This window comes from Planococcus wigleyi, assembly GCF_014836985.1.
Taxonomy (GTDB): Bacteria; Bacillota; Bacilli; order Bacillales_A; family Planococcaceae; genus Planococcus; species Planococcus notacanthi.
In genome coordinates this window covers 986,070-1,002,415 of the sequence record NZ_JACSPU010000001.1, presented here as the reverse complement: position 1 = coordinate 1,002,415, position 16,346 = coordinate 986,070, and the positions used below count along the sequence as shown (strand labels likewise).

Below are 16,346 nucleotides of genomic sequence, written 5' to 3'. Positions count from 1 at the left end.
AGATTCTCGTCATGCAGACTCTTGATTTGAATCTTTCATTCATTAAACTGAGTGGTTTCCTTCTAATCCAAACCATTACGACTCATCAGGCACGAATATACTAAGGAGATCACCACATGAAAACAAATAAATTAGTTTTATCCACATTATTGCTTAATCTATTTATCGCATTTTTAGGAATTGGCCTGGTCATCCCGGTTACACCGACCATTATGAACGAATTGGACATTTCAGGAACCGTCGTCGGTTACATGGTTTCTGCTTTTGCTTTAGCCCAGCTGATTGTTTCGCCGATCGCTGGACGATGGGTCGATAATATCGGACGCAAGCCCATGATTATTATCGGATTGCTTATCTTCAGCATTTCGGAATTTCTGTTCGGCATCGGTGAAACAGTTGAAGTCCTGTTTCTTTCCCGGATTCTCGGAGGCGTCAGTGCCGCATTCATCATGCCGGCTGTGACCGCCTTCATTGCAGACATCACGACCAGCAGTACGCGCCCGAAAGCTTTAGGCTATATGTCTGCGGCCATTTCCACCGGCTTCATCATCGGCCCGGGGATCGGCGGCTTCCTGGCTGATATCAGTACACGGCTTCCTTTCTTCTTTGCAGCTGGCTTCGGTTTATTTGCGACCATTCTATCGTTGATTACATTAAAAGAGCCGGAACGGATATACGAAGTGGAGGAAAAACATCAGGCGATTCCGAAATCAGGATTTAAAAAGATCTTTTCACCCATGTACTTCATTGCGTTCATGGTCATCCTCATTTCGTCATTTGGTCTGGCCGCATTCGAATCGCTGTTTGCGCTGTTTGTCGACCATAAGTTCGGCTTTACCGCGATGGACATCGCCATCATCATTTCACTCGGCGCTATAGTCGGCGTAATTTTCCAGGTTGGCTTGTTCAACCGGCTGACTCAATGGCTCGGCGAAATCCGGTTGATCCGCTACAGCCTATTGGTGTCGACCATCTTGGTGTTCATTATGACTTTCGTCAACAGCTATTGGTCAATCCTGCTGGTGACGATGGTGGTGTTTGTCGGTTTTGACCTGATGCGCCCTGCCGTCACTACATATCTGTCCCGGATTGCCGGAAACGAGCAAGGATTTGCTGGGGGAATGAACTCCATGTTTACGAGCATCGGCAATATTTTTGGTCCGATTATCGGCGGGATCCTGTTCGATATCGATTTGAACTACCCGTTCTATTTTGCGACCATCGTACTTGGAGTCGGCATCGCCTTAACGTATGTATGGAAAAGCCCTTCGTTGGGACAAGGAAAAGAAACCAGCAAACCTGTTGAAATTTCTTGATCTCGTGTGGTGCCGTGAATGGAAGAAAAGAATAAATAAAGAAACACAAAGCAGGCCTACTTGATCTATTCAAGTAAGCCTGTTTTTTTCACTTTCCATTTTTTGCAAGGACTCAAACTTCATTCATCCACAAAATAACGCCAAAAGAATAGCGCATTCATTTTGACGTTATTGCCAGCTCTATGGTCTGAAATACTTGTCCTTTATAGCTTGAATTCTAATGTCAGCTTCCTCATTACTTAAAGTTTATTGCCATTCTTGAGTTGCGTAAAGAAATCTCCCCTCGAATTTCCAAAGTGGGCTCGTTTTGCTTTTGATGACCTTCCGCTTTCATTCAATTGGCAGTAAGCAATTTTTAAAATCAAGCAATGCCTGCTGTATATCGTACAGAATCGTCTTTCGCTATGCTATGTTTGTTTAGACGAAAATCTTTCATACTACAATGACAGAAAAAAGGGGGATAATAATGCAAATCAGGCAAGCACAAGCAAAAGATGCAGCAGGCATCGCAAAAGTGCATGTAGACAGCTGGAGAACGACGTACAAGAACATACTGCCAGCTGAATTTCTGGAAAACTTATCCTATGAGCAGCGGACAACATTATGGGATTGCAATATTTCAGATCAAACAAATTATATCGTGGTAGCTGAGAATGCTGAAGGCACCATCATCGGCTTCGGTACTGCAGCAAAAAGAAGAACCAACACCGTTGAAGGGGCGGCTGATTTGACGTCTATCTATTTGCTGAAGGACTATCAATCGCAAGGAATCGGAAAATTACTGCTGGCGGAATTGTTTCTTCATTTCACGCAATCGTGTTACAAAAGCGTATTTGTGGAAGTACTCGAGGAGAATAAAACACGGTATTTTTATGAATACTATGGGGCTAAGCTTATAAAGTCTGTAGAGATAAAAATATCCGGGACCGTTTTAAAAGAATTGATCTATGAGTGGGACCATGTAGACATCGCGCTTGAAAAACTGATTAAAAACTAAAGCCAAAAGATTTTGGTCTCCAACTTTATCGTTCTAGATGCTTTCTTTATTCTTTTCCCAGTAAATCATATCGTATGTGGCCTGTGTTCTTTTCATCCCCAGCTTTTCGAGGACGCGGATGGATCCGATATTGTCCAAATCCGTTTCTGCGATTACTTTTATAACATCTTTTTTATGAAACGCCCAATCCAAAAGGCATTCGACAGCTTCTGTAGCATATCCTTTGCCCCACTCAGATTCGAGAAAACCATATCCCACTTCCACTTGTTGATTGGCATCCGGTTTCCCTTTAAATCCCGCATCACCAATGATCAACCCATCGGATTTCCGCAGCACCAGCCAGCTTCCCCAACCATACAATGCCGGATCGTTTTTCAATTCTTTGACGTGATCGGCGATTTGAGGACCGTTCTCATAGTGTTGAGCTTCTATGACTTGAGCTGACTGGCTGTCACATGGAAGCAGTATTAATCGTGCAGTTTCGCTTTTCATTTTCGTTGCTCCTATTCATTTACTAAATACTAATGGTGTTTACTAGGCATTTCTTGATCTGCAACTGTCCCTTTTTTTAGCGCATCCAACTCTGCCTCTGACAGCTCACCGACGATGAATTGCTGGCGGGGATTGACGATGGAACCTTTAAATCCGGCGTGGACATCCAAATAATAAAGTCCATCTTCTTCAAGATAAAGCTCCATTTCATACAGCCCCTCTTTTATGAATGCTGCTTCTTCCATCGGCAAACGAAACGAACCGTCATGTTTTAAAATTTCAAAATGAACAAAATCAGCTTTTTCAAGCTTCTCACCATCTCGCGACAAAATTGCTTGCACTTTAAATGGCTCATCGGCAGCAATAACATCGGGGACAGCTACTTTAACTTCAAGAGCGTTCTCTTTCTTGTACAAATCCGCCGCATCGTTTCGAAGGGAGCAAGCGCTAAGGAGAAGCATACCACCGATGAATAGAACCAATAAATATTTCCTTTTCATTTTTCTGTCCGCCTTTCTTCGTTTAGACGTTAAACCACCGCTTAACAACTGGGATGCGCTGGATGATCAGCCAATCAAATAACCAGACAACCAATATCGACAAACCGACCAGTGGAAATAGAATCCCCAATCCGATCATCAGCCAAAGAAACATTTTCGTTTTAAAAAGAGCTGGTGCAGTTGGTCCACCCATCCCTTTTTTCGGTTTTCGCTTCCACCATAAATAAACGCCGCTTATCGCTGTCAATATAACGCCTAAGCAAATGATCAGGCTAGCAAGTTGGTTGGCCAAACCAAATTGAGTTCCTTTGTGCAACGTAATCCCCCACGCTACCACCTTACCGATTATTCCGTAATTATCGTAACGGTAATCCGCCAGAACCGCACCCGAATATTGATCAATATGAATAGTCGCTTCATCCTGGGCTTTAGGCGGGAACACGGAAAGTGTATAGACGCCTTCCGGTTCCTGAGGAATGATAATGGAGTAGGTTGGGTAAATGCCTGTTTGCTCTGCAATTTTAACCACTTGATCCAGTGTTTGCGGTACCAGACCCTGCAAACTCGATATGGGAACATCCAAGGTTTCAGCAGCCCAGGGAACTTCTGCAATATCCTGTGTTTCAACTCCTGAAACAGGTGCCTCACCTATCCATACCGAAGGCGGGTAACCTTCCCCAGTATTTGTTGTGATTGCTTGAAAATTTGCTCCCCACAATCCTGACCACGGCAAACCTGTCAGGATTAAAAATAATAACCCTCCAGAAACCCAAAAAGCAGGAACTGCGTGCAAATCGCGCCTTAAAATCTTTCCGCCTTTTTTCAATCGGGGAAACAAAACCCCTCCCATACCTTTTGGTTTCTTGGGAAACCATAAAAAGAAACCCGTCACCAATAGTACAATGGCCCAGCAAGCAGCCAATTCGACCATCCGATCACCCAGCGTTCCAGCCATAAGTTCGCCGTGTATTTCTTCAATTTTATCCATAATCCGATCTTCATTATTCAGTTCTCCAACGGACTTCCCTGTATAAGGATCTATAAAAAGCGTCAGAGATTCTTCGTTTGTACTTATGGTTACTTCACTCGAACGCTCATTGTCTTCACCTGGCCGATATTTCGTGACGATGGCTTCGGGATATAACCGTTTCACTTCTTCCAGCTGTTCAGAAACAGCCAGTTTTTCTTTCTGTGGATCAACTTGATAATATTCCTGGTAAAGTACACTTTCAATTTCACTTTTAAACAAATAAACAGAGCCTGTTACTGCTAAAAGTAAAAGGAGCGGTGCAAAAAGAACACCTGCATACAAATGCCATCTCCATATTGTTTTATATGTATTTCTGCCTAGCGTCTTTTTGGGGATTTTATCGGAATCCCTTTTCTCTCTATTGTCTTTCAATTGAACTTCCTCTTTTCTTTTGCATGCAGCTGCTTTATTGAATTAACGTTTAAAGTCCCGATTTAGATCTGTTGAACTGCATAAAAGCTTATAAATACCTTGCCGGATATGTCCGTAATCATTAGAAGCCAGGATAGGTTTGACAAAGGAAGTCTACCGTCTCTGCAGTAATAACGAACGCAATTATTAATTCTCCTAACTTTAGTTAAATTACGCAAGCTTATCTCGTTAATTCTTTACAAAAAAAATACATGTTTTCACCTTTATATATATGCATAACAGAGAACTGAAAAAAGTCCAAAAGTATTTGTTGAAATCGCACTAAAATAACCAATAATTTTACTAAGTGATGATGATCAGTCTGATCATTTGAGTTTATTGATTTTAATCGTTTTATTCGAACTGAAAGACCGCCATTCGAGGTGACAACAGTCCATCGGCCAAAGCCATTTTGACCTTGACTGCGTCGTAATCAAAGATCTCGTTTCCGGATCTCCTTTTGCAGTGCCAAAAGGGTGGTATCATACAAATCCTGAAGTTGCACAGAATCCATTCACACAAATACCCCCGCATAAGACAAGACATGATGTCTCGTGCGAGGGTGTTTCTGCGTTAAATTAATCATGTATGTTGAACCTGCCCATCAAGACCGTATTATAATAATCCCCATCCGAAAGAAATTTGTCTTTCCTTAATATGCCTTCTACTTCAAAATCAAATTTCTTATACAAAGCAATGGCCTTGCTATTGGTTTCCAACACTTTTAAGGTTAGTTTTTGGATGCCATTCGCGTCTGCCCATTGGATTGATTCATTCAGCATGTTTTTCCCAATGCCATATCCCCAATACTCACGCAAGACGCCGATACCAAATTCTGTCTGGTGATAAGTTCTTTTCAGTCCATTCCCTGCACACCTTGAAAATGCTACAAGTTTTCCATTTGTTTCGGCTACTAGAAACAAGCTATTTCCACTAAGTTTATCTTCTTCAATTATTTTTCTGAACCCGGCTTCATCTATGTAGGCTTCTCCTTTTTCCCTGTCTAAGTTTTCGGTTTCGCCATCTATTTTCAGCCTTAGTTCAGATAAATGACTGGCATCTTCTTCAGATGCCGTCCGTATGCTAAAAATTACATTACTTGAAGAAAAGTTTTTCTGGTCGATCAACATCTATATTTACTCCCGTCTGTCTGGCATTTATATTTTTTAAGCCAGCTCTTCTTCCAGTTCTTCTTCCGCTTCCTCATACCAGCCGAAATACTTCGGGTTCAGCACCGCTATAGCATACAAGAAAGCGGCCACTAGCATAATCACTGCAAGAGCCCCAATCGTCAGTTTCAATGAAACTAGATCGGCCAGCAAGCCAATGCCCAGGATGAAAAAGATTTGAAAAATACTTTGGATCAATTGGAAGATGCTTGTCACTCTCCCCATGACAGACACCGGTACATTGTTTTGATAAAAAGTCGCAATTCCCGCATTCAAAAAGACATTAAAGAATCCAAGTATGATAAAGCCGACAGTAACCGATGCAAAAGACCAGGAAAATGCGTATATGACATAGCCGAAAGTCATCATCAGCAAACCGATGACAATCATATAACGGATAGATACTTTATTCGAAAAGATGGACAGCAACATCGCCCCGCTCACTGAACCGATGCCCGTGATGCTGATCAGGAGGCTGTACTCCACTTCCGTCAGACCGATCACCTGCTGGGTAAAGACCACTTCCTGGGCATCCATGGCAAAAGAAAACAACATCACCGCAAGAAAACCCAGGTAAATCGCAGATACATATTTTCTTTCAGTCATAAAAGCATAGACGACTGTAAAATCTCTTGCGACTTGAGCAAACGTCAGAGCAGGAATTTCTGTTGGTTCGATTTTTTCGGTTTCAGTCAACAGAGCCAGCAACAACGAGGCCAGCAGATAGAACACAGCCGTCAGCCACAAAGTGACCGAAATATTGGTTGTGAGGATAAGCGTTCCACCAATAGCTGGACCAATGATGAATGCACTCGATGAGCTGAATGACCGAAGCGAGTTAAATCGCTTTCTCTTATGCGGAGATACCAGCATGGTGATATAAGTCATTGAAGCGGGACCGAAAAAGGACTTGGCAATGCTGAGAACAACGAGAATCGCGTACACCGCCAGAAGATTCGGCGCCAAAGGCATGAAAGCGATAAACAATGCCCGTGCGACCAAAGTCACCATCACGATGTTCTTCTTGCTTCGGTAATCAATAAAGCTGCCTGTCCAGAATTTCGTCACGATATTGGTCAACGGACCGATCACCCAAAGCCCTGCCACAGCAGCTGCCGAACCGGTCATTTGGTATACGATGATGTTGATCGCCACCAGGTAGATGAAATCTCCCAGACTGGCGATGCCCAAAGAACCAAGCAGGATGGAAGGCGTTTTCCATTCGTTCAAATGCTGTTTCACCACAAATCCTCCTTAACTTAGAACCATCCATACTAACTGACAGATTATTATATCTTCTCCGATATATTTAAAGTATAGCATTATAATATTCCATAATAAGTAATAATTAGTCGAAAATTTCAGTTTGAATATGTTAAAGATCTGTGAATCTGGCTATTTTCTATCCTGGTTTAGGCTTGCATGGTATCCAAAATTTCTTTACATTCTTTCAGGCGCTTTGATTCCAAGTAACCTTAATCCTTCCTTTAATACGATCGCCACGGACTGAACCAGGGCTAGTCTTCCTTCCAGTTCGATATCTTCGCTCAATATTTTCACGTGCGCATAATAGGTATTGAATTCCTGAGCCAACGAAATCAGGTATTTGGCAATTTGAGACGGCTCTGCATAATCAAAACTTTTGGAAATCACTTCTGGGAACGCCAGCAATCTTTTTATAATCGGCCAACTGTAAGGATCATTCAGTCCTGCCGGATTGAGCAGTGTAAGATCGATTGCAGACTTCGATAAAATGGAACGGGCTCTCGCATGGGTATACTGGACGTAAGGACCTGTAGCGCCTTCAAACTTCAGCATGTCCGAAAGGGAGAATTCTATATTGCTTTGGCGGTCATTTTTTAAATCATGGAAAATGATCGCCCCTACGCCCACCATTTTGGCTACTTCTTCTTTATCCGGCAACGCTGGATTTTTTTCTGCAATGTTATTTTCCGCAAGAGCGATCGCTTCTTTGATGACTTGTTCCAGCAAAATCACGCCGCCTTTACGAGTCGACATCTTTTTGCCGTCTTTCAAGATAAAGCCGAACGGCACATGGACCATATCTTTTGGCCATTCATATCCCATCTTTTCCAACACCAAAAACAATTGCTTAAAATGAAGCGTTTGTTCTTGCCCCACGACGTAAAATGATTGATCAAATTGGTAACTTCTTTTTCTGAACAAAGCTGCCGCCAAATCGCGCGTGCCGTATAACGTGGCGCCATCCGATTTTCTGATCAATAGGGGCGGCAGGCTATAATCACTCAAATCAACGACATCCGCCCCTTCCGACTTGATCAGCAAATGTTTTTCTACCAGAAGCTCCACCACTTCATCCATCTTGTCGTTATAAAAAGCTTCTCCGTTATAAGAATCAAATTCCACATCCAATAGTTGATAGATTTTGGCGAACTCCTGGAGCGACTCTTCACGGAACCATTTCCATAAGTGCTGGGCTTCTTCATTTCCATCTTCAAGTTTCTTGAACCACAATCTGGCTTCGTTCGCCAATTCCGCATTCTTTTCAGCTTCATCGTGGAATTTCACATAAAGCTTCAGCAATTCACTGATGGGGGCCTCTTTCACTTGCTGCTCATTCCCCCACAATTTATAAGCGGTGATCAATTTGCCGAATTGTGTTCCCCAGTCGCCAAGATGGTTGATCCGAATGGTTTTATAGCCACATTTCTCAGAGATGTTCGCCAAAGAATTGCCGATAACTGTTGAACGCAGATGCCCCATGGAAAATGGCTTCGCAATATTGGGAGAAGAAAAGTCCAGTGTTACCGTCTTGGTTTGCCCAATCTCTGAAGACCCGTAGCCAGCATCTTTATGCAAAATTTCTTTCATGACCACTAAGCTGACGTCCGGTTTATTATAAAAACAATTTACATATGGCCCTTCCGCTACTACCTTTTCAAAATATGGGTGGGAAATTGCCTGTGCCTGCTCCTTCGCAATATTTACAGGCGACTTCTTCGCTGCTTTTGCCAATGTGAAGCAAGGAAAAGCCAGATCTCCTTGTGTGTCGGATTTCGGCTGTTCAATTAAATTCACGATTTCATCAAGCTCCACAAGCCCATTCAGCTCCAAAGCAATTTCCTCAGCATACGTTTGTTTTAATTCCATTCCATAGTCCTCCTCTTTTAACTAAAAATAAAAAAGCCCGTCTCTGTATGCATTCATACAGAGACGGGCTTTCCCGCGGTACCACTCTCATTGTCCATAATTAAACAGACCAACTTAAACATGATAACGGGTTTCACCGACATGCCCTACTGGAAGGTTCAGGCAGTTTCTCGGAAGTGCGGTTCATTGCAGCAGACACCACCAGGCTTTCACTGTCCCCGGCTCGCTGACGTATCCGTATGCAACTACTCTCTTCGTCACAGAATTTTTGTATAGTTTTGGAATATCATAGCTTACAATGCTTGCATAGTCAAAATATTTTGAAAACAAAAGGTTTTTTTGTTCCTGTTGCCAAAAATAGGTATGATTAAACAAATCTATTGTTTATTAACTTGTCAGAAACGAGGAGATGCCCATGACGAATCGATTCGAATTGAGTTTGAAAAACAAAGAAGTAAGAATGTGGATATATCCCGCTTTAACGAGCAGTAAGACTCCCGCTTTTATAAGCGGGAGATCCACTGACCGTAAAAGTCCGATTGGATCAACTAACAATCAGCGGGGGATGTAGAACCCCCCACTGATTGAAGTTTCTCTTTATATCATGATTCCTACAGCGATTATCGGATTTTCCATTCTGATTTTTGCAGACTATGCTTACCAATATCTTTCCTCATTGGTTCTTTTAAGTGCCTGGATTATTTATTATGCTTGGCGTTTTCAGTACAGAAAGAAAAAAACAGACTCAACTCACTGAGTCTGTTTTAGAACGGCAGGCTTTGAAAAAGCGACAAAGTGATGACGAATGCTGATGCAGTTCCTGCAGACAGCAAAGTTAACATCTTCGGCCACTGGATCTCTTTCGTCGGTTTTACCGCTTCTTTGGAAACCGCGATCCAGATGATTATGGACAACAAAGCAATGATTCCAAGTACTTCATTGGACATTTATAACACCTCCAGTATTTATTGGTTAAGTTTAACATAGTTGTTAGTCTTTTCAGTTTTTACATCGGCTTTTTTCTAATACTTTTAGGACGACTAAACCCAAAAGTCCGGCTATGGCAATTCCATACATGATCGTTTTATGGGTTTCCCCCCACGTACTCCATGCCGCTAGCAGAATTAAAACCAGCAATACAACGTAATACCCGTAAGTTAACATGCCTTTCATGTCCTTTCTTATGCGAACGGCAATATGTATCTTCTCTTTATTTCTCAGGTGCTTGTCTAATTAAACTCCAAACCGATCCTATCAGAAAACACCCCACCACCAGCAGGCCAAAAGTCAGTGGGTTAAAGAAAATATGATTGGAAAAAATAGTGAATAAGGAAAAGTCTTTGGGGTTGTCAAAAGCATCTTTTGTCTCAACGATATAGATCCGAAAGTCTTTTGCTTTTTTCAATGTATAAGCAGAGGATACAGCCACATAAATGAAACTGATTGCAATTCCAGTCCAAATGCCTTTAGGACTGTACCACCTGCTGGTTGCTCTCATCGATAATTCAATCGTTCCATATAAGAAATACAAAATGAACGGCATGAGGAAAAATGGAATAACCAGAGTCGGGTTGCCATTTCCTCCTCCGAAATCATCATTTTTTACCGGTTCACTCAAACTATTCATGCCATAGAAAACAGCAAGCGTAAGGAATGCAGAAAGCCAATACAACAACATAAGCAATTTGTACATATTGTTCCTCCCTCACAAATGCACCATTTCAAGCTAGTTGGTTATATTCTCCATTTCATTGAAAACTCCTTCTTTTCCCTTATGCTTTAGCCATATACGCATAAAAAAAGAAGCCTTTTTAAAGCTCCTTTTCTGCCGATCTACCCAGTGATCAAAATGCGTTCCTGTGGGGTACCGCCGTTAAAGTCCCACCCGACTTCACTAAACTGTTTGCAGCAAAAAACAATAAAACAGGCGGAACTAAAGTGAACAGGGATAATACACCGGCCAGCGCAAGAAAAGCTGACGCAATCGAAGGATGGGTCGCCATCATCAGAAATCCGAACAAGCCTAGGAATACGGCAAAGACCAACATGTAAAAAGGATACATTAGGACGTCTTCTACAAAAATAACCATATTATCCGCAAATTCATCTGCGGAAACCGTGACTTCTCCTCTGCTCATATCCTGTTTTACTTTCGCATCGTTTTGAAACACTTCGATCAAGGTTTCGTGGACCCATTGATTCCTTTCCAATGAATTCACGAATAATCCAGAGCCGGCCAATAGAGCAACCAATAAAAGAATAGATGATAAAACCAATTTTTGATTCAACTGCATAAAGCACCTCCTGAATTTTGGTAAATCTTTAATAATACCAGCATAACCGGCTTTACCATCTAAACCATCGGGCTCAGGGGTGCTTAAGACTACGACTTTAGATGTAGACCAGATTTTCAACACACAAGGAGTTTCCAATAATGAAAATTGCATGGACACTTTATTTAACAGGGCTGGCTTTTGTTATTATATATTTTAATACAGGGTCTGATATCTATTTCGCAGTCGGGCTGGTGCTGCAGCTTACCGGGTTTTGTATGCAGTCTTTTCATCAAAAGAAGGAAAAGACATGAGTGTACAGCCCCCTTTCTCTCAAGCCTTTCCTACTTTAACCAGCTATCCAGGAATTCGCTTTGATCCCCTTCAAAATACGCTTCAAAAAATGCTTTAAACTCTTCGGTGCCGACTTGCTTGAATTGAAATTCTGCGTAATAGGCAGCGAGGAACTCCAGCGCTGTTTCATTTCCATCCAGGCTGTCAAAATATTCTTTGAGCAACATTGGAACCTTGCCATAAATGGTTGAGTAATACGATTCATCCACGAATTTATCGAGTGGGATGTTTACATAGGTTTCTGTCGGATAATATTCTTCAGCTGCTGCAGCGCCCCAAAATCCGTATTCGTCATCGTCATAGCGTTCGCTGATGAAAATGGAACTCGCGAATTCCGTCAAGCCTTCGTCAAGCCACGCTTCCTGATACGGATCATTCGTCACCAAGTAATAAAACCATTGATGGGCGATTTCATGCACCAAAACCGACTCCTGCGATTCCTCATCTGCGGCTACTTCTATGATGTTCGGGTATTCCATATAGCCGTCGTTCCCGATGATATCCAACTCACCAAAGGGATTGTCGCCAATGTTTTCTTCAAAATATACATAAGATTCAGCAGCCAATTCTGAGGTTTCCTCCAGCATGTTTGCCGAAACGGGCGTGAACACCCGCAGTTTGGTGTCATTGGCTTGGACGGTTTCGGTTTCCCACTCATCCGGGTCCATGATTGCCAGGTAAAAATCTTTGATGTTTTTACCTTCCACCAGACCGTTCTGTGTCGCTTCAATTGGTCCATCTTCACCTGAACTGGCTACCAGGTATTCTTTGGGCAACTCGTAGCTGACGGCATAGTCGCCGTAATCCGTATCGTAGGATTCCCCTTTTGAATCATAATCGATAATGTCCCAGCCATCTTTGTAAATGCCGAGCATCGGATACCAATGGGCCAGGTAATAATTATCATCCACTTGGGATAATCGCATGCCGCCTTCCGGCAAAACCATCGCATACTCGACGGCCGCTATTGCTTGGGAATCGGGCTCCAGCTTGTCTTCCAGTTCTACCATCAGTTCATTGTTGTCCAGTTTGTAGTCGGTTTCCACACCGTCAATGGAGACTGAAGACACTTCAATCTCAAGGTCTTCATCTTCGTAGTTCGCTGTTTCTTCCGAATTCATGGCATTCGGCACCAGATAAAAGCCGATTTCAGACCAGGAATCCAATGAATCATTCGTCACTTCAATTGAAGCTCCAACTTGAAAGCTCCCGTCTTCACTCATCTGAACATCTAACTCATAAACCGCATTTGTAGCATCTTGCTCCATATCTGCCCTTTCACTGCCGCACGCTTCGCAAAATACTGTCGCTTGAAGAATTAAAAACACGATTATCCCTATGGCTATAATAGCCGCCCCTATTTTAAACTTCATGGTTCATCTCCCATTTCTGCAGCTAACGCCCAGTTCATTATCGCCGATATCTTGTGATTTTGACTTTCTGTTTTACCAATCATCCAGAGCTAAATTTCCATTCTGAATATCAGTCAGTAAACCTTTTGCCTACTCTTGCTTCCGGGCAATGAGAACGTACAAGGAGTCAACCGGAAAGAACTTATCGGTAATACACAACCCCGCATCTTCAATTTCCTTTTCCATGCCGGCCAATGAAACTCTCGGCGCTTTTTGGTCCGGCTTTTTTTTAGGCTCCAATTCAACGACGGCCAAATGGCCACCTGCTTTGAGCAACTCTTTTATCTTCATTAACGTTTCTGCCAAAGGATCAATTTCATGTAAAACCAATGATGCAATGACCACATCTATGGATTCTTTCGGGATTGAAAGCTCTCCTTCACCGCCTTGGATTGGCACAATATTAGTAAGCTCTTCTTTCGCGGCTTTTGTTTTGATCATTTCCAGCATACTCAAATCAGTATCCAATGCATAGACATCGCCATCGACTTGTTTAGCTGCAGGGATCGTGAAATAACCGGTTCCAGCACCAAAGTCTAAAACAGAGTCAGTGTTTTTCAATGGAATTCTTTTCAACAAGGTTTCGGGAGAAAATGCCTTTCTTCTTTCCGGGTTTTCCAGATAAGAGATTTTCCCGTGGTGATGGCCATGTGTTTTTTCTTGGGGCTTGCTGTGGTTGTTTGGCATTTGCAACTCTCCTCATTCTCTTTAATTTTGAATCGAATTCAACCTGTCCTGTTTTTTAAATTTTTCTTCAAGCAGTTCTCCATTGACGCTAATTCCGGCCATACTGCCTTCTGCAGCAGCGATGATCAATTGTGATGGCCCATCCATCACCGTATCTCCGCAAGCAAAGACTCCCTCGACATTGGTCCGTTGAAAACGATCGGTTTTCACACCGTCCCGTTCATTCAAATCACAGCCGAGTGATGTGCCAAACCCAGAAGCCTGTATCCATTCGGATGCTACAAACCCGCCTGTACGGGAAAGACTTTCGCCATCCTCAAACTCAATGGCTTCCAATTTACCCTTTGTCCCAATCAATGAGCGGATCTTTTTCTCGTTGACTTTGATGCTGTTCTTTTCCAAAATCTCTTTTTCCTCTATAGACAGGACCGGTTTTCCATTCGTACAGACAATTAAATCATTCGTCCAATTGGAAGCCACTTTGGCCATATGAAAAGCACCTGGGATTTCTGCAAGCACAACGAGCGGACGGTCTCTGAGCTCCCATCCATCAGAAAATGGGCAACTGAAAAGGCTCTTTCCATAAAATTCGTTCAAGCGGTCGATAGCCGGAAGAACTTCTTTAAAGCCCGTCGCTAAAATCACTTTTCGGGCTTTGAATTGATCACCTTGCTCGGTTTCAATATGGAACAGCTCTTGTTCTTTTACTATGCTTTGCACCCGCTGTTTTTCAATTTGGATATTCGGATATTCAGCCAGTTCGTCTTGTGCAATTCGTTTCAATTCCTGAGGATCTATCCCGTCGCGTGTTATAAATCCATGGGCTTCCGATGTGACAATATTCCTTGGTTTATTGTCATCAAACAAAACCGTTTGCTTTCTTGCCCTGCCCAAAACCAGTGAAGCATTCAATCCAGCAGGCCCTCCGCCGATTACTGCGCAATCCATTATCATGCCATCATCTTCCTTCTTTATAAATTTAGTTGCCGGTGGCTGTTTCGGCTCTGCTCTCCATCTTCTTCACGATATCAATCAATAACCGGCTTTCAAGTTCAGATTTCATATTTTCTTCAGATTGTCGCATGACTTCTTCTATCAGGCAGCCTTCATTGTGATGAAGCGAGCAATTGAACAGCTTGCTGTCTCCTTCAATGGCAATAATGACATCTAAAAATGAGATTTCATTTGGAGACTTGGAGATTTTGTACCCGCCTTTGGCACCCGGAGTTGATTCAATCAGTCCACCCTTGGTAAGCTTGGTTAATATTTTCGAAAGATAAGTTGGCGACAGCTTTTGAAATTCCGCCAGTTCCTGAACACCTATCGTACTGTTTTGCGGCAACCGGATAAGATGCACCATCGTGTGCAAAGCATAGTTCGTCGCGTTTGAATATTTCATAATGGCCTTCCTTTCCTTTTAGAGACATTACAGACTCTTGTTGTCTCTAATTAAATAAAATATAACACCCATGCCATGCGGAGTCAATTTTTATTCATCTTCATCCTTATAAATTATTGGAGAAAGACAACAATAATTTTCAATATGACTAATATACTTGTCATTTTGAAATACATCGTTTACACTTTACCTATAGTGAGGTGAAGACATGAAGACAAGATTAAAGGAATTACGGGCTCGATTGGGCATCAATCAAACAGAATTAGCGAAACGGGCAAAGATTTCCCGGCAAACGGTAAGTTTGATTGAACGGGGAGAATTTATGCCTTCTCTGCTGATTGCTACGAAAATCGCCCGTGTCTTTAAAGAACCCGTCGAAGAGATTTTTCAATTTGAAGAGGAGGAACTGAAATGAAAAAATACGGAAGTTTAATCGGTCAATTGGTGATCGGTGCATTGATTGGATTTTTCGGTATGCTCGCTGTTTTGGATGGAGATTTCCGTATCGACTTATCGCCTTACGCCTACCCTGGAAACTTGATCATTCTCGCAGCCGCTGCTGTTTTAGCTGTCTTTTCCGCTTACCGCTATGTCAGTATCCGCAATCTCGCCAAACAGGATTTGTCCGGAGAGGAAGAAGACGCTGCTGAAGGGCGGATGTACAGACACTATGCAGATGCAAGCCTTGCTTCTACTTTGGCCATCTTGTTCAGTTTGGCATCAATGAGCTTGAGCCTTTTGACGACCCAACCACTTTGGCTGCTGATTTTCGGTCTTGTGCTGATTGCCTTCAGTTTTATCATTTCCGGCATTCTGCCAGGATTGATGAAAAATATGTATCCAGAAAGAGATTTGCCTTCCATTACTGATAAGAAATATGCCGAAAAACTGTTGAATGTTTCAGATGATGGCGAAAAGCACATAATGCTTGGCGGTTTATATAAAACACATATCACTATGAATTCCCTGTTGCTGGGAGCGATTGTCCTGCTTCTTTTCTACTCGATTGCGTCAGATTCATCACAGCTGTTCAGCATTTTTATCATTGTTGGTATTTTGGCCATCACCAACACTCAATACCAATTCAGCATTCGAAACAAATAATTGCCTATGGGCAACGAAGAGATGGATTATCTTTCGTATTGAGCATAAAAAAGAACTGATTTCTGTATTC

Annotated in this window: 18 protein-coding genes and 1 other annotated feature; of the genes, 5 read left to right on the top strand and 13 right to left on the bottom strand. The window is 42.4% G+C overall.

The features are described 5' to 3' along the window. The first annotated feature begins 116 nt into the window (after window positions 1-116). Window positions 117-1,316, top strand: coding sequence for an MFS transporter (locus tag H9630_RS04735; protein WP_191714309.1), 1,200 nt, complete (start codon window positions 117-119; stop codon window positions 1,314-1,316). A gap of 466 nt (window positions 1,317-1,782) precedes the next feature. Beyond that, a complete protein-coding gene (locus H9630_RS04730; protein WP_191714308.1) occupies window positions 1,783-2,313 on the top strand; it encodes a GNAT family N-acetyltransferase in 531 nt (176 codons plus the stop codon). Between the two features lie 33 nt (window positions 2,314-2,346). Here the strand turns inward: H9630_RS04730 and H9630_RS04725 are convergent, their stop codons facing one another. From H9630_RS04725 to H9630_RS04685, 9 genes are all read right to left on the bottom strand, one after another. After that, on the bottom strand, window positions 2,347-2,805 hold the full coding sequence (locus H9630_RS04725; RefSeq protein ID WP_191714307.1) for a GNAT family N-acetyltransferase: 459 nt from the start codon (window positions 2,803-2,805) through the stop codon (window positions 2,347-2,349). Between the two features lie 29 nt (window positions 2,806-2,834). After that, the gene (locus tag H9630_RS04720) at window positions 2,835-3,305 is read right to left on the bottom strand and encodes a FixH family protein (protein WP_191714306.1); all 471 of its coding nucleotides are present in this window, start codon (window positions 3,303-3,305) and stop codon (window positions 2,835-2,837) included. A gap of 22 nt (window positions 3,306-3,327) precedes the next feature. Then, complete coding sequence (locus H9630_RS04715; protein WP_318247980.1) at window positions 3,328-4,671, bottom strand: PepSY-associated TM helix domain-containing protein; 1,344 nt, start codon at window positions 4,669-4,671, stop codon at window positions 3,328-3,330. 653 nt (window positions 4,672-5,324) lie between these two features. Then, window positions 5,325-5,876, bottom strand: a complete 552-nt coding sequence (locus H9630_RS04710; protein ID WP_191714304.1) for a GNAT family N-acetyltransferase — start codon at window positions 5,874-5,876, stop codon at window positions 5,325-5,327. A gap of 36 nt (window positions 5,877-5,912) precedes the next feature. Next, window positions 5,913-7,157, bottom strand: coding sequence for an MFS transporter (locus H9630_RS04705; protein ID WP_191714303.1), 1,245 nt, complete (start codon window positions 7,155-7,157; stop codon window positions 5,913-5,915). A 198-nt stretch (window positions 7,158-7,355) separates the two neighbouring features. Then, window positions 7,356-9,047, bottom strand: a complete 1,692-nt coding sequence (gene argS / locus H9630_RS04700; protein WP_191714302.1) for an arginine--tRNA ligase — start codon at window positions 9,045-9,047, stop codon at window positions 7,356-7,358. Window positions 9,048-9,103: 56 nt separating this feature from the next. Beyond that, window positions 9,104-9,317, bottom strand: a binding site (T-box leader). 494 nt (window positions 9,318-9,811) lie between these two features. Beyond that, window positions 9,812-9,994 (bottom strand): hypothetical protein, encoded by a 183-nt coding sequence (locus H9630_RS04695; protein WP_191714301.1) that lies wholly within the window; start codon window positions 9,992-9,994, stop codon window positions 9,812-9,814. A gap of 263 nt (window positions 9,995-10,257) precedes the next feature. Continuing rightward, entirely contained in the window at window positions 10,258-10,740 is a 483-nt protein-coding gene (locus tag H9630_RS04690; RefSeq protein WP_191714300.1) for a hypothetical protein, read from the bottom strand. A gap of 151 nt (window positions 10,741-10,891) precedes the next feature. After that, window positions 10,892-11,341 carry a hypothetical protein gene (locus H9630_RS04685; protein ID WP_191714299.1) on the bottom strand — a complete coding sequence of 150 codons (450 nt, stop codon included), beginning with the start codon at window positions 11,339-11,341 and terminating at the stop codon, window positions 10,892-10,894. A gap of 140 nt (window positions 11,342-11,481) precedes the next feature. On the opposite strand from H9630_RS04685, the gene H9630_RS04680 reads away from it, so the two are divergent. Continuing rightward, on the top strand, window positions 11,482-11,634 hold the full coding sequence (locus tag H9630_RS04680) for a hypothetical protein (RefSeq protein WP_191714298.1): 153 nt from the start codon (window positions 11,482-11,484) through the stop codon (window positions 11,632-11,634). Window positions 11,635-11,664: 30 nt separating this feature from the next. Here the strand turns inward: H9630_RS04680 and H9630_RS04675 are convergent, their stop codons facing one another. From H9630_RS04675 to H9630_RS04660, 4 genes are all read right to left on the bottom strand, one after another. Continuing rightward, on the bottom strand, window positions 11,665-13,047 hold the full coding sequence (locus H9630_RS04675) for a M1 family metallopeptidase (RefSeq protein ID WP_191714297.1): 1,383 nt from the start codon (window positions 13,045-13,047) through the stop codon (window positions 11,665-11,667). 129 nt (window positions 13,048-13,176) lie between these two features. After that, window positions 13,177-13,773 carry a class I SAM-dependent methyltransferase gene (locus tag H9630_RS04670; RefSeq protein WP_191714296.1) on the bottom strand — a complete coding sequence of 199 codons (597 nt, stop codon included), beginning with the start codon at window positions 13,771-13,773 and terminating at the stop codon, window positions 13,177-13,179. Window positions 13,774-13,794: 21 nt separating this feature from the next. Then, window positions 13,795-14,727, bottom strand: coding sequence for an NAD(P)/FAD-dependent oxidoreductase (locus H9630_RS04665; RefSeq protein WP_191714295.1), 933 nt, complete (start codon window positions 14,725-14,727; stop codon window positions 13,795-13,797). Between the two features lie 25 nt (window positions 14,728-14,752). Further along, window positions 14,753-15,172 carry an RrF2 family transcriptional regulator gene (locus tag H9630_RS04660; RefSeq protein ID WP_191714294.1) on the bottom strand — a complete coding sequence of 140 codons (420 nt, stop codon included), beginning with the start codon at window positions 15,170-15,172 and terminating at the stop codon, window positions 14,753-14,755. 208 nt (window positions 15,173-15,380) lie between these two features. On the opposite strand from H9630_RS04660, the gene H9630_RS04655 reads away from it, so the two are divergent. Beyond that, on the top strand, window positions 15,381-15,587 hold the full coding sequence (locus tag H9630_RS04655) for a helix-turn-helix transcriptional regulator (RefSeq protein ID WP_191714293.1): 207 nt from the start codon (window positions 15,381-15,383) through the stop codon (window positions 15,585-15,587). Beyond that, on the top strand, window positions 15,584-16,276 hold the full coding sequence (locus H9630_RS04650) for a DUF3169 family protein (RefSeq protein ID WP_191714292.1): 693 nt from the start codon (window positions 15,584-15,586) through the stop codon (window positions 16,274-16,276). The genes H9630_RS04655 and H9630_RS04650 overlap by 4 nt, the downstream gene beginning before the upstream one ends. Window positions 16,277-16,346 lie beyond the last annotated feature (70 nt).

What these genes read in the sequence shown, in the direction of transcription:
- H9630_RS04655 (WP_191714293.1), top strand. Translation starts at nt 15,381, where the DNA reads ATGAAGACAAGATTAAAGGAATTACGGGCTCGATTGGGCATCAATCAA.
- argS (WP_191714302.1), bottom strand. Translation starts at nt 9,047, where the DNA reads ATGGAATTAAAACAAACGTATGCTGAGGAAATTGCTTTGGAGCTGAAT.
- H9630_RS04670 (WP_191714296.1), bottom strand. Translation starts at nt 13,773, where the DNA reads ATGCCAAACAACCACAGCAAGCCCCAAGAAAAAACACATGGCCATCAC.
- H9630_RS04650 (WP_191714292.1), top strand. Translation starts at nt 15,584, where the DNA reads ATGAAAAAATACGGAAGTTTAATCGGTCAATTGGTGATCGGTGCATTG.
- H9630_RS04675 (WP_191714297.1), bottom strand. Translation starts at nt 13,047, where the DNA reads ATGAAGTTTAAAATAGGGGCGGCTATTATAGCCATAGGGATAATCGTG.
- H9630_RS04710 (WP_191714304.1), bottom strand. Translation starts at nt 5,876, where the DNA reads ATGTTGATCGACCAGAAAAACTTTTCTTCAAGTAATGTAATTTTTAGC.
- H9630_RS04685 (WP_191714299.1), bottom strand. Translation starts at nt 11,341, where the DNA reads ATGCAGTTGAATCAAAAATTGGTTTTATCATCTATTCTTTTATTGGTT.
- H9630_RS04730 (WP_191714308.1), top strand. Translation starts at nt 1,783, where the DNA reads ATGCAAATCAGGCAAGCACAAGCAAAAGATGCAGCAGGCATCGCAAAA.
- H9630_RS04690 (WP_191714300.1), bottom strand. Translation starts at nt 10,740, where the DNA reads ATGTACAAATTGCTTATGTTGTTGTATTGGCTTTCTGCATTCCTTACG.
- H9630_RS04695 (WP_191714301.1), bottom strand. Translation starts at nt 9,994, where the DNA reads ATGTCCAATGAAGTACTTGGAATCATTGCTTTGTTGTCCATAATCATC.
- H9630_RS04720 (WP_191714306.1), bottom strand. Translation starts at nt 3,305, where the DNA reads ATGAAAAGGAAATATTTATTGGTTCTATTCATCGGTGGTATGCTTCTC.
- H9630_RS04725 (WP_191714307.1), bottom strand. Translation starts at nt 2,805, where the DNA reads ATGAAAAGCGAAACTGCACGATTAATACTGCTTCCATGTGACAGCCAG.
- H9630_RS04665 (WP_191714295.1), bottom strand. Translation starts at nt 14,727, where the DNA reads ATGATAATGGATTGCGCAGTAATCGGCGGAGGGCCTGCTGGATTGAAT.
- H9630_RS04660 (WP_191714294.1), bottom strand. Translation starts at nt 15,172, where the DNA reads ATGAAATATTCAAACGCGACGAACTATGCTTTGCACACGATGGTGCAT.
- H9630_RS04680 (WP_191714298.1), top strand. Translation starts at nt 11,482, where the DNA reads ATGAAAATTGCATGGACACTTTATTTAACAGGGCTGGCTTTTGTTATT.
- H9630_RS04735 (WP_191714309.1), top strand. Translation starts at nt 117, where the DNA reads ATGAAAACAAATAAATTAGTTTTATCCACATTATTGCTTAATCTATTT.